At 67.0% G+C, this 12,272-nt stretch carries 10 protein-coding genes and 1 pseudogene; 4 read left to right on the top strand and 7 right to left on the bottom strand.

The features are described from left to right. Nucleotides 1-39 precede the first annotated feature (39 nt). Nucleotides 40-510 carry an Rv2732c family membrane protein gene (locus BM394_RS15440; protein ID WP_245780225.1) on the top strand — a complete coding sequence of 157 codons (471 nt, stop codon included), beginning with the start codon at nt 40-42 and terminating at the stop codon, nt 508-510. 128 nt (nt 511-638) lie between these two features. Here BM394_RS15440 and BM394_RS15435 read toward each other — a convergent pair whose 3' ends face one another. Continuing rightward, the gene (locus BM394_RS15435; protein WP_092979189.1) at nt 639-1,961 is read right to left on the bottom strand and encodes a DUF349 domain-containing protein; all 1,323 of its coding nucleotides are present in this window, start codon (nt 1,959-1,961) and stop codon (nt 639-641) included. Nucleotides 1,962-2,379: 418 nt separating this feature from the next. Here BM394_RS15435 and miaA point away from each other — a divergent pair, with 418 nt between their 5' ends. The 3 genes from miaA (at nt 2,380) to hflX (ending at nt 5,985) form a co-directional block, all read left to right on the top strand. After that, a complete protein-coding gene (gene miaA / locus BM394_RS15430) occupies nt 2,380-3,306 on the top strand; it encodes a tRNA (adenosine(37)-N6)-dimethylallyltransferase MiaA (protein ID WP_092979187.1) in 927 nt (308 codons plus the stop codon). A 92-nt stretch (nt 3,307-3,398) separates the two neighbouring features. Beyond that, nucleotides 3,399-4,277, top strand: a complete 879-nt coding sequence (gene dapF / locus BM394_RS15425; RefSeq protein WP_092979405.1) for a diaminopimelate epimerase — start codon at nt 3,399-3,401, stop codon at nt 4,275-4,277. A gap of 337 nt (nt 4,278-4,614) precedes the next feature. Continuing rightward, entirely contained in the window at nt 4,615-5,985 is a 1,371-nt protein-coding gene (gene hflX, locus BM394_RS15420; RefSeq protein WP_092979403.1) for a GTPase HflX, read from the top strand. 310 nt (nt 5,986-6,295) lie between these two features. Here the strand turns inward: hflX and BM394_RS23745 are convergent, their stop codons facing one another. The 6 genes and pseudogenes from BM394_RS23745 to lexA all read right to left on the bottom strand — a co-directional run bounded on the left by BM394_RS23745 (nt 6,296) and on the right by lexA (nt 12,063). Next, nucleotides 6,296-6,832 carry a redoxin domain-containing protein gene (locus BM394_RS23745; protein ID WP_217643528.1) on the bottom strand — a complete coding sequence of 179 codons (537 nt, stop codon included), beginning with the start codon at nt 6,830-6,832 and terminating at the stop codon, nt 6,296-6,298. Between the two features lie 152 nt (nt 6,833-6,984). Then, on the bottom strand, nt 6,985-7,797 hold the full coding sequence (locus tag BM394_RS23390) for an asparagine synthase-related protein (protein ID WP_281246449.1): 813 nt from the start codon (nt 7,795-7,797) through the stop codon (nt 6,985-6,987). A gap of 74 nt (nt 7,798-7,871) precedes the next feature. Then, a pseudogene (locus BM394_RS23530) lies at nt 7,872-8,228 on the bottom strand (asparagine synthase-related protein); the annotation flags it as partial. 281 nt (nt 8,229-8,509) lie between these two features. After that, a complete protein-coding gene (locus BM394_RS23740; protein ID WP_092979185.1) occupies nt 8,510-8,692 on the bottom strand; it encodes an FAD-dependent monooxygenase in 183 nt (60 codons plus the stop codon). Between the two features lie 320 nt (nt 8,693-9,012). Further along, complete coding sequence (locus BM394_RS15400) at nt 9,013-10,227, bottom strand: MFS transporter (protein WP_217643525.1); 1,215 nt, start codon at nt 10,225-10,227, stop codon at nt 9,013-9,015. Between the two features lie 1,104 nt (nt 10,228-11,331). Next, nucleotides 11,332-12,063 carry a transcriptional repressor LexA gene (lexA, locus tag BM394_RS15395; protein WP_092979399.1) on the bottom strand — a complete coding sequence of 244 codons (732 nt, stop codon included), beginning with the start codon at nt 12,061-12,063 and terminating at the stop codon, nt 11,332-11,334. Nucleotides 12,064-12,272 lie beyond the last annotated feature (209 nt).

Below are 12,272 nucleotides of genomic sequence, written 5' to 3'. Positions count from 1 at the left end.
TCCGGTGCCGGGCGACCGCTTTCGGATGGAGACGAACAAGTGGACCAGGGCGACCAGCAGCGGTTCCGTACCGATTTGTCCCGTGCCGAGCGGGACATCGGTCGTGTGATCGATCCGGGGGCACGGGCGCTGGTCATCACCGGGATCATGCTGGTTCTCGTGTTGACCGCGGTGCTGCCGTGGGTCGGCGGTGCTCCGGGGTGGCAGGTCCTGGCCGGACAGGCGGATCCGGCGCTGGGTATCGGGCTGCTGCCCCGGCTGTTCTCCATCAACTCCGCCATAGCGGGAGTGCTGCTCGGGGCCCTGGCCCTGGCCACGCGTCGGTGGGCGATCGCATGGCTGGCGGCGATGCTCTGCTGCGTGGTCACGGTGGAGGGAGTCATCGCCATCTGGTCCAGGCAGACGGCTGAGGCCGGAGAGCCTGGTCCCTCGTTCGGACTGTTCATCGCGGTGATCGCGATGGGGGTGCTGGCCGGTCAGTGGCTGCGGATCGTCTGGTCCCGCGCCTGACCGAGCCGCTCGGAGCGCGGGTGCCGCGGTGATCGCTCGGCGGCACCGATCGGCGGGCACCGGCGTCGTCCGCTTCCCGGTTCGGGAGCGGTCGGCCAGCTGCGCCCGCCGATCGGTTCACCCGACGCTCAGCGGTCCGTCAGGGCGTTCTGCGCGGCGGTGAGCCACTCCTGCCACTGCCGCGCCTGTTGCTCGGCCTCCTTGGCACGTTTCTCGTTGCCCGCAGAGCGTGCCTTGGCGGCCTGCTGCTCGTACTGCTCCACCCGCTCGCGGAACTGTTCGACCCTGGCCTGGGCCTCCGGGTCGGTGCGACGCCACTCGTGCTGGGCCGCCGAGCGCACCCGATCGTTGACCGCGCGCAGCCTGCCCTCGAGCTCGCGGATGCGTTCCCGGGGGACCTTGCCGATCTCGTCCCAGCGTCGCTGAATGCGCTGCAACTGCGCCTGGGCCGCGTTCGGGTCCGTGTCGGTGTCGATCCGCTCCGCCTCGGCCAACAGCTCCTCCTTGAGCCTGGCGTTCTCGGCGAACTCGGCGTCGCGCTCGGCGAACGCCTCGGAACGGCGGGAGAAGAACTTGTCCTGCGCGGCACGGAAGCGTTTCCACAACGCCTCGTCGCTGTCCTTGGGCGCGCGCCCCACCGACTTCCACTCGCTCATCAACTGCTTGTAGCGGTCCGCGGTGGGACCCCAGTCGGTGGATTCGGTCAGCGATTCGGCCTCGTCGACCAGCTCCTGTTTGCGTTCCTTGGCGGCGTTGCGCTGCCGGTCCAGTTCCGCGAAGTGCGACCCCCGGCGGCGGTTGAAAGCGTCACGGGCCTTGGTGAACCGCTTCCAGAGCTGCTCGTCGGTCTTACGGTCGACGCCCCGGACGCTCTTCCACTCCTCGAAGATGGCGCGCAGCCTGTCTCCCGCGGCTTTCCAGTTGGTGGCTTCCGCCCCGATCTGTTCCGCCTCTTCGACCAGCGCTTCCTTGCGCGCCACCGCATCGGCGCGTGCCTTCTCCCGCTCGGCCTTGGCCTGCTCCACCGCGTGCTCGGCGCGCGTCACGATGTGTTCCAGCCGTGCGGCCAGCGAGTCGACATCGCCGACCACGGAGGCCTCGGGGAGCCCGTCACGCAGATGTTTGGCGCTGGACAACGCCTGTTTCGGATCTCCCGAACCCGAGGAGAGCCGCGTCTCCAGCAGCTCGGCCTCGGTGCGGAGATCGTCGAACCTCCGAGCGAAATGAGCCAGTCCTTCGCCGGCGTCTCCCGCCTGCCACGATCCGACGAACCGTTCTCCCTCGGAGGTTCGTACGTAAACCTCCCCCTCGGAGTCGACCCGGCCCCAGCGCGCCGGATCGCCGGAAGCGATCGGTACCGCGGGCGCGGCGCCACGTCCCGAACCGCTCGTTGTCGAGTCCGCGGCCGCCGACGCGTCGGCGGTGTTCGGCGTCGTGTCCTGGTCTGTCATGGCCGGCTTCCTCCTTCTGCCCGCTCAGTGCTCGTGCGGAGCACGAGCGCCCCGTCGTCGGACGGGGCCGAAGCACCCGGCGACACGTCGTCGGATGTGTCGCCGTCGGCGCATTCAAACAGCCCGGGCGCGTGTCGACCAGCCCGAGACGGCCGAAACTCCCGGTTCCCGGTGCCGACACTGCCGGTGCGGACCGGGTGGAATGCACACCGGTCGTAGAAACCCCTGGTCCGCACGGGCCGACAGCGCCCGCTGGCAGCTTCCGTCATGAATGTGCCTCTACCACGATATTGGACGGCACCACCCTGTTGGCGGTAGGAAGGCTTTTTCGTGACTACCGCGTGTCGGCCGCGCGTGCGCGGTAGGCGGGTCGGGTGTGCCGCTGCTCCGGCCGTGAAACACGCCCTAGGCTGGAGGGATGCCCGCCACCACGCCACGCCCGGTGGCCGTTCTCGGTCCCACCGCCACGGGCAAGTCCGAACTGGCGCTGCGACTGGCCGAACGGCTGGGCGGCGAGATAGTCAACGTCGACGCGATGCAGCTGTACCGCGGGATGGACATCGGCACCGCCAAGCTCCCACCGGAGCGGCGACGCGGCGTACCGCACCATCAGCTCGACGTCCTCGAGGTCACCGAGACGGCCTCGGTGGCCGCTTATCAGCGGTACGCCAGATCCGATGTGGAACGGCTGCTGGACTCCGGGGTCCCACCGATCCTGGTCGGCGGTTCCGGGCTCTACGCGCAGGCGGTGCTGGACGAGCTGAACTTCCCGGGAACCGATCCGGTCGTACGGCAGCGCTGGCAGCAGCGGCTGAACCTGATCGGCCCCGAAGCGCTGCACCGCGAACTCGCCGAGCTCGATCCGCCCGCGGCGGAGTCGATATCGCCGTCCAACGGGAGGCGAGTGGTTCGCGCGATGGAGGTGATCGAGATCACCGGACGTCGGTTCTCCGCCAATCTCCCCGAACCCGGCCCGCCTCGTTACGGCACCCTGCTCGTGGGGCTGGACCGTTCCGTGCCCGAACTCGACACCAGGGTCAACGCGCGAGTCGCCGAGATGTTCGACGAGGGACTGGTCGACGAGGTTCGTGCGTTGGAGGATCGCGGGCTGCGGCAGGGCCGCACCGCTTCCAGAGCGCTGGGATACCAGCAGGTGCTGGCCGAGCTGGACGAGGCGGCGGACATGACGGCCGCCGCCGCCGAGACCGCGCGAGCCACCCGACGGTTCGTGCGGCGGCAGCGTTCCTGGTTCCGCAGGGACAAACGCATCCACTGGTTCGACGCGGCGCGGACCGACACCGTGCCGGAGGTCTTGCGACTCCTGGGCCGCGCCGGTGCGGAATGAGTGACCGTTGGTGTGTCGTTCCGCCGACGAACGAGGTTCGGATTCCGCGGTGTGTCCCGGATGGGTGCGTACCCGGCGGCTAGACTGTGGCGGTGCAGTCTTACGCGGGACCGGAATTTCTCAAGGGGCACGGAACCGAGAACGACTTCGTCGTGCTGCCCGACCCCCGGGGCGAACTCGACCTGACGGCGGCACGGGTACGCGCGTTGTGCGACCGCAGGATCGGCCTGGGCGCCGACGGCGTGCTGCGGGTCGTTCCGGGCGGTCTGCTGGGCGAGGAACTCCCCTCCGACGTCCCCACCGACGCGTGGTTCATGGACTACCGCAACGCCGATGGTTCCGTGGCCGAGATGTGCGGCAACGGGGTGCGCGTCTTCGCGCGTTACCTGCTCGAATCGGGGCTCGCCGCGTCGGGGAACGTTCCGGTGGGCACGCGTGCGGGGCTGCGTGGAGTCCTCGTCGGGGAGGACGGACGCGTGACCGTGGACATGGGCGGCGCTGCCGTCACCGGGCACTCCAGCGTCACCGTCGCGGGTTACGCGATGTCCGCGCTGGCGGTGGACCTGGGCAATCCGCACCTGGTCTGCGTCACGTCCGGAATCGGTGACCTCGACCTGTCGGTACAGCCCGGTTACGACCCGGAGCTGTTCCCCCACGGCGTGAACATCGAACTGGTGGAGCCGCTCGACGAGCGGGAGCTGCGGATGCGGGTGTACGAGCGAGGCGTCGGTGAAACCCGTTCGTGTGGCACCGGGACCGTAGCCGCCGCCGTGGCCGCGCTGCGCGCCGACGGCGGTGAGAACGGTGTTCGTCTGGTGCACGTTCCGGGGGGAACGGTGGAGGTCGAGGTCACTCCGGAGACCACTACGCTGACCGGGCCGGCGGAACTCCTCGCCCGGGGTGAGCTCGACGCCGACTGGTGGCGGCGTATCGGCGAGCCCGTACTGGTCACTTCGGGTACGAACCGGTGAAAACCAGTGGACGGTCGTGCCATAATACAGGGTGGCAGGACCGAACCGACCACCCCCCGAGGGGGCGACCCCGAGCGGCGCCTCCCGAGAGTGGGGCCGACCGGGTCAGGGCCGCCCGCGGTTTCGCCGTGGGCCTTGCCCAGCCGCGGTTCGTTCGGAGCGGTCGGGCCACAACCGGATACCCCACTAGTGACTGAGTAAGGATTACTTGAGAAGCCGTTATCACACCGATGAGCGCCCCGAAGCGGCCGAGTGGAACACCGGCGCGGACGGCGCTGACGTACGGACGGCCGGTGAACACCTGAGCACGGACTCCCGGGAGCCCTCCATCGGCGAGATGGAGCGCGCGGAACGTGCTTCGCTGCGCCGCGTTTCCGGTCTTTCCACCGAGCTGTCCGACATTACCGAGGTCGAGTACCGCCAGTTGCGACTCGAAAGGGTCGTACTGGTCGGCGTGTGGACGGAAGGTACCTCCGCACAGGCGGAGAGCTCACTCGCCGAACTCGGCAGACTGGCCGAAACCGCCGGCTCGGAAGTGCTGGACGGTGTGGTCCAACGCAGGGATCGCCCGGACCCCGCGACCTACGTCGGCGCGGGCAAGGTGCGCGAACTGCGGGACATGGCACTGGCGGCCGGAGCCGACACCGTCATCTGCGACGGTGAGCTCGCACCGGGCCAGCTCAGGCAGCTGGAGGAGAAACTCAAGATCAAGGTCGTGGATCGCACGGCCCTGATCCTGGACATCTTCGCCCAGCACGCCAGTTCCAAGGAGGGCAAGGCCCAGGTCGAGCTCGCCCAGTTGCAGTACTACCTGCCACGGCTGCGTGGTTGGGGTGACAAGATGTCCCGGCAGGCCGGTGGGCGCGCCGGTGGCGGCAACGGTGGTGTGGGTACCCGTGGTCCCGGTGAGACCAAGATGGAGACGGACCGTCGGCGGATCCACAAGCGCATCAGCAAGCTCCGCAAGGAGCTCGCCTCGATGAGCACCATCCGTGAGACCAAGCGTTCGCGCCGTGTCGCCAACGCCGTTCCCGGGGTGACCATCGCGGGTTACACCAACGCGGGCAAGTCCAGTCTGCTCAACGCACTCACGGGCAACGGGCTGCTGGTGGAGGACTCGCTGTTCGCGACGCTCGATCCAGCCACCCGCAGTGCCCGTACGCCGGACGGCAGGCCCTACACCCTCAGCGACACCGTGGGATTCGTGCGGCACCTGCCGCACCAACTGGTCGAGGCGTTCCGTTCCACGCTGGAAGAGGTAACCAGGGCTGATCTGCTGTTGCACGTGGTGGACGGCACCGATCCCGCACCGCAGGAGCAGGTCAGCGCGGTGCGCGAGGTCGTCACCGAGATCAGTGCCGAGCAGGGCGGTACGGTCCCACCGGAGCTGGTCGTGGTGAACAAGGCCGACGCCATGGACAACACGAAGGTCGTCGAGCTGCGCAGGCTACTTCCCGAGGCGATCTTCGTCTCGGCCCGTTCCGGAACGGGGGTCGAGGAGCTCAAGCGCGCTGTCGCCGACTGGATGCCCCAACCGGATGTCTACGTGGACGCGCTGGTGCCCTACACCAGGGGTGAGCTCGTTTCCCGCGTGCACACCGAGGGTGAGCTCGTCGCACGTGAGCACACCGCGGAGGGAACCAGAGTGCGTGCCAAGGTCCGGACGGATCTGGCCAACGCGCTCGAACCGTTCGCCACGACGGGATGAGCCGGTTCCGGCGCGTCGCCGCGTACTGCCGCTGACCGCCGGCTCCGCGTTGACCGGTGGGTACGCCTCCGGGCAGCCCGAGCACCGGTGCGCCACCCGCACCACGGGTTCGGTGCACGCCCGGGGAGGAGCGGCTCGCCGAGTTGTCGGGGCCGGTGGTCGGGGACCGGAACTGGTTCGCCGTGGGAGACGTCGTCGCGGAGCGGCGCGCATCGCCACCGGTTCCGACCGGGCACGGCCCGGGCAACGGGCGTGACCCCGTCGAGAGGTCGGAGCCATACCCGTACGTGCCGCTCAACGTGCGAGTCGGTCAGACACCACCGTGCGGCGGGTGGGTTCTGCCGCACCACGAAGTCGATCCCGCTGATGAGCTCTTCCAGCTTCGGCCGCCCGAACGGCATGTTCGTGATCGCCGAGTAGTACAGCGTCTGGTCCGGGGAGACCAGGAACAGGCCCGGTTCGTTGAAGTGGGCCGGTTCGGACTCGTTGGTCCCCTCGGAGACGTAGAGTCCCCACTGGCGCATCGTTTCCACGTCGAGGTCGTAACCCAGCGGAACGTTCCGGAGGTCCCATTCCTCGCGGGTCCGCTCGCGCTCGCCCGGTCGTTGGCGCTGATGGCCACTGCTTCCACGCCGCGGCTCGCGAGATCCGGGAAGCATTCGTCCACTTCCCGCAGCTGTCCACGGCATGCGGGGCAGTGCGGCCCGCGATAGCAGACGACCATGGTGAACGTCGACGGGAGCTGCTCACGAATGTTCCACTGGCCGCCGCCGACGAGCGGGACGGACAGCTCGGGAACCTTCGTGGCCGGTCGAGGTGCGGGAACGGGAGGCGGGATGGCGGTCATGTCGTACTCCAATCGACAGTGTCCGGTTGTCGTCGTTCGGGATGTCGCGATCGGGTTTCCGGGTTCCTGCTGATCGATTTCTCCGTCGCGCGGAGCGAGGGCCGTGCGAGGTTCCGACGAACACGGGCGGGAGAGACCGAGTCCACGAGGCCCTAATGGAACTTCAGTTCGGGGCTGTGCTGCTTGAGCCACACGGAAAGGTCCAGCAACCGTTCCATGTCGTTGCGGGCGGGGGTCGTGATCTCGGTTGTCGCCACGTTCGTCATGGGGCGGAACCAGTCACCGTTGATCAGATCGTTGACCCTGTCGTTCGGATCCGCCAGTACGTCGCCGGTCTGCCGTTGCAGCTCACCCACGTACAAATCGTCCTGCGTGGACGGATAAGGGCTCTTCGTGCGCTGTGCCACCCAATCGGGGAGGAGATCCGCTGTGGCCGAGCGCAGCAGGCTCTTCTCCTTGGAGTCGAACGTCTTCAACGACCAGGGCGTATTGAACACGTACTCGACCAGGCGATGATCACAGAACGGAACGCGCACCTCCAAACCCGTTGCCATGCTGGTCCGGTCCTTACGGTCCAACAGGTACTGGACGAACCGACTCAGGTGCGGGTAGCAGAGTTCCCGCATCCTGGCCTCGACACCGTTCTCGGAGTCGAGTCGGGGGACGTCACGCAGCGCTGAGCGGTAACTGTCGGCGACATAGCTCTCGACGTCGAGGGATTCCGCGAGTTCCGGTCGCAGCAGCGGCGATCGCGCCCAGTGCCCGACCCCGAGCGAGTTGATCCAGGGGAAGTTGTCCGCCCAGCGGGTCTCGGCGTCGTGGAACCACCGGTATCCGCCGAACACCTCGTCGGCGGACTCACCGGAAAGTGCCACCGTGGAGTGCCTGCGGATCTCGCGGAACAACAGGTAGAGGGAGTTGTCCATGTCGCCCAGCCTGATCGGCATGTCCCGTGCGGCGACCACCGCGCACGGATCTCCGGGTCCGCGAGTTCCTTGTGGTCCAGGACGATGTCGGTGTGTTCGACGTCGAGGTGCTCGACCATGTCCGCTACATAAGGTGCGTCCGGGGTGCCGCGGATCGCGTCCGGAACGAAATTCTCCGCCTGGCTCTTGAAGTCGATCGCGAAGGTGTTGATCCGTTCACCGTGTTCTCGCAGGCTCGCCGCGGCGAGCGCGGTGATCGCGCTGGAGTCCAACCCGCCGGAGAGCAGGGAGCACCGCGGTACGTCGGAAACGACCTGGCGGTTGACGATGTCCTCGAACAGCTCGCGGACGTGCGCCACGCTGGAGTCCTGGTCGTCCTCGTGGTGCCGTGCGGTGAGCTGCCAGTACACGTGCTCGCGTCGACCGGACCGGTCGAACGTCAGCACCGTTCCGGGGCGGACCTCGTGCATCCCCGACCAGAAGGCGTGTCCGGGAGTTCTGGTGAATCCGAACAGTTCTCGATCTCCGTGCTGTCGACGCCGGCGACTTCCGTGCCCGCACGCAGGAAGAATTATTCCCTGGTTCGGAGCCGCTCGAGCAGTGTTCGGCGTATATCCGCCTGGGCCATCATTCTCGCGTCCGGAACATTCGGGCCGAGCTCGGAGTAGTCACGAGCGAACACTGACCCCGAGGGGCCGTACTCGCGGACTCCCCTTATTTTTTTGGTGGAATTTTCCCAGGGTATGGCGATTTATGTTTTCGTGAGCAGATCCACTGTGCCGGGTTGCAGGGTGACTGACTGCGGGGCCGAAGTGGGATCTTCCTGTCGTTCGACGACGGTGACGTTTTTTCCCGGCCTCGTCAGTAACTCGGAGAGCGTCAGGCTCGCCGGTCCCGCTCCGACGACGACCACGTCGGTTCGCGCGTATTCCATTTTGATTCCCCTTGTTCGTTGTCGTGAAACACAAGGGCAGCATAAGGCAGCAGGGGAGGGGAGATTTTTCCCGGAAGGAATTGCTGTGGTTTTTCGGTTCGGTTTCCGCCGTGTCCCCGTCTCCGGGCGGCACAGCGGGATCGACAAAGCACTGGCGGAGGATTCCGGAAGGGCCGGGATCGACGTCGTGTGGTGCCGCGCCCTCGAACGGGTGACCCGACCGGCACTCACGGTTTACGGGTTCCGGGTTGTTGCCGTCGACATCGACGGCAACAACCACTCGATCGGCCGGACGCGGCACACCGTCCGCGTCCGGTCGGTCATGTGCTCGGGGCTTCGTGAACCCTCTCCGACTGTTCCGTGGTCGTCGAGTGGGCCGTGCGCTGCCGTACCCGTGGTGTCAACGAGAAGGCGACGAGCATCAGTACCGCCCCTACGAAGGGAACGTAGCTGGCTCCCAGGGTGCCGACGACGACACCACCGATGGCGCCGCCCACACCGGTACCCAGGTACAGCCCCGATATGTTCAGAGCCATCGCCGTCATGCCGGCCTGTGGCGCCGCCGCGAGCACACTTCCCTGCATGGGCGGGTTGAGACTCCAGGCGAAAGTGGACCACAGTGCCACCAGGATTCCCAGCACAATCGCGCTCGTCACGCCGGATACGCCGAACAGCCCGGCCAGGATCAGCGCGGCCAGGTGGCCTCCGACCACCAGTTTCAGCGTGCGGTGGGGGCCGAGGGCGTCACTGACCCTGCCACCGAACAGCGCTCCCACGAGACCGAGCAGTCCCACGATGAGCAACATTCCCGCGCGCAGATCAGCACCGCCGCCCACTGTCGCGGTGGTGAACGGACCGATGTAGTTGTAGAACATCAGACCGCCTGTTCCGCACAAGAACGTCACGGTCACCAGCCGTGCCACCGGTAGGCTGCGCAGTGGACTGAGCCGTTCGGCCAGCGGTGCGGCGGGACTGCCCGCGATCCTGGGAGCGGTGGTGAAAACACCGAGCGCCGAGAGTGCTCCCACGGCCGCGATGAGCCAGAACGTGGCGCGCCACCCGTAGAGCCCGCCGAGCAGCGTTCCCAGCGGAACACCGGTGAACAGTGCCACGGTCATCCCCGCGGTGACCACGGACAGATAACTGCCCTGTCGACCTTCGGGTGCGCCGGAAGCCGCTGTGGCGAAAGCGGCCGAGGTGACGCTCGCCGCTGCCAGCGCGGCGACGATGCGAGAAGCCATCAGCGTCCAGTACTCGGGCGCGAGAGCGGCGGCAGCGTTGGCCACTGTGAAGACCGCGAGCCCTCCGCCCAGCACGAGTCGTCGCGGCAGCCTGTCGAGCACGACGGCCAGCGTGGGTGCTCCCAGGGCGTAGACCACTGCGAAAGCGGTCACCAGTTGCCCGGCCACACTCACGGTGACATCCAGGCTTTCGGCCACTTCGGGGAGAACCCCCGCGATGACGAACTCGTCGGTGCCCGTTGCCAGCAGTGCCGCAAACAGCACCAGCAACCAGGGCGGTATCCGGTGGGACACGGCGAACCTCCTTGCGTATCACTCGTTAAGTCGAAGCTGGTGTCATGACGAGTGGCTGTGGGGGCCACCCCGGCACTTCGATCAGCTGTATTCGTCGAACGTCGGGTTCGAGTACTGCCATTCGCTGCTGCGTCAGGTGTTCGTGGTGCCTGACGAATGCCGTTCGTTGCCGGTCGGGGAGCACCGCTTTCACGTTCGGGCCCGATTCGGTTCGTCGGTCGCGATCCCGATATTCCGTGTGGTCGTCGCGGGCTCGGTCGCCGCGCGAGACGGTCGGGGCCTCGCGTGGTCCCGGACGGTTCGAGTCGTGCGAAGTGTTCGAAGGGCGCTCCTCCTCCGTCGTGCCGCTCGCGAAGTCCGGTCGAACCTTGCTCCGATATTAAAAAACCAACTGTCCCGTTTCGTCAAAGCGGATATATCGTGGTCCGAACTACTCTTCGTGTTGGGTTTCGGTGACAGTATGTCGTTTTCGGGGGCCATGAGACAGCTGGCTGTTCGCGCTGGAACTGGGAGTTTTTCCGAGTTTTACCTGATGGTCCCGATGTTGGTCGTGGCTTGCGGGGGGAGCCGATCGTCATGTGTTCGGGGGTCGAACAACGTGACAACTAAGAGGGTAAATGGTCGGTTTTTGTCGCCGTGGGGAGGTGGAGCGGAGGAGGACATCCGAGCGGAGGGGAGGGTCGAACGGAGAGTACGGGCCGACCTCGTCGAACAGCCCGTTCCGCGGTGGTCACTCGCGGGGGGTGTTCGTCCGCGTCCCTGGGGAATGGCGGAGCCGGGCTCTCGTCCTACTGCCGAAGTTCGTGGCGGGCCCGCGGGAACGGCGTCTCTCGGGAAGAGGAGGTAGGGCTCGGGTGGTTCGAGCGGAGGAAGTAGTGGTGCCCGCTGTTGCGGGCAGGGGAGTTACGGATGGGGCCGCTACGGATGGGGCCGCGGTACCGTGATCCGGCAAACCCGCGCGATCCGGCGAATCCGAGCGGAACTCGTCAACTGGTCCGACAGCGGGTACTTGAGCCAGCGCTGTTGTCGCTTTCCCGCCCCGATAAAACGGCTCCGTGTCGAAGCGCTAAGCCGGATCACGCGCTTTGATTGTCCGCTGAAGAGTCACATCTTGCGCAGCACAGCGACCACCTTGCCGAGCACGGTGGCCTGATCGGCGATGATCGGTTCGTACTCGTCGTTGTGCGGTATCAGCCACAGGTGTTCCGCCGTACGTTTGAAGGTCTTCACCGTGGCTTCCCCGTCGAGCATCGCGGCCACGACGTCGCCGTTCTCCGCGTCGGGCTGTTGCCGGACCGCCACCCAGTCACCATCCGTGATGGCCAGGTCCACCATGGAGTCGCCCACCACGCTCAGCAGGAACAGGGAACCCTCTCCGACGACCTCCCGTGGCAGCGGGAACACCTCGTCCACGGACTGCTCGGCGAGGATGGGCTCGCCCGCCGCGATACGTCCCACAACCGGCACGTAAGCGGGGTTCGATCCGTCGGGGAAAGCCGGGGATTCCGAGTCGTCGTTGGTGACCACGCCGACCGTGCGGGGGCGATGCGGATCACGCTTCAGGTACCCGCGTCCTTCGAGTACACGCAGCTGGTATGCCACCGAGGAAGTGGACGTCAACCCCACGGTGTCGCCGATCTCGCGCACACTGGGCGGATAGCCGTACTCCCGCATCCACTGCCGGATCGTGTCCAGCACGCTTCGCTGGCGCGAAGTGAGCTCGTCGTTCGGCTCCGAGGTGGTCTCGCCGTTGTTCTCGGAGTCGGTCGCCCGGGGTGTCGTGTCGGCTTCGCCGGACGTCCCGCCGTCGAACCGGTCGGAAGCGTAGCCGTCCACCACGCCCTCCTGTTCATCGCTGCTCGCGCGTGCACGCACATCTTCAGATTAGACGGCTCGCGGAGTCGGATCAAACACTAGTTCGAGTGAATCGTCGCGTTCTCGCCTCGAAAGCGCGGTCGATCGGGCGGTTCCTCGGCCGCCGCGACCACGTGCGGGGGGATGGAGTCGTCAGGCGTGGTCGAGGTGCGCGAGGACGTCCCCGTTCC

The organism is Actinopolyspora lacussalsi subsp. righensis (genome assembly GCF_900116555.1).
In the GTDB taxonomy this organism is placed as follows: Bacteria; Actinomycetota; Actinomycetes; order Mycobacteriales; family Pseudonocardiaceae; genus Actinopolyspora; species Actinopolyspora lacussalsi.
Note: the sequence above shows the minus strand (reverse complement) of the source record. Positions and strands in the feature narration are given on the sequence as shown.

Coding starts and splice junctions, on each gene's coding strand:
- BM394_RS23745 (WP_217643528.1), bottom strand. CDS start 6,832: ATGACCGCCATCCCGCCTCCCGTTCCCGCACCTCGACCGGCCACGAAG.
- BM394_RS15435 (WP_092979189.1), bottom strand. CDS start 1,961: ATGACAGACCAGGACACGACGCCGAACACCGCCGACGCGTCGGCGGCC.
- hflX (WP_092979403.1), top strand. CDS start 4,615: ATGGAGCGCGCGGAACGTGCTTCGCTGCGCCGCGTTTCCGGTCTTTCC.
- miaA (WP_092979187.1), top strand. CDS start 2,380: ATGCCCGCCACCACGCCACGCCCGGTGGCCGTTCTCGGTCCCACCGCC.
- BM394_RS23740 (WP_092979185.1), bottom strand. CDS start 8,692: ATGGAATACGCGCGAACCGACGTGGTCGTCGTCGGAGCGGGACCGGCG.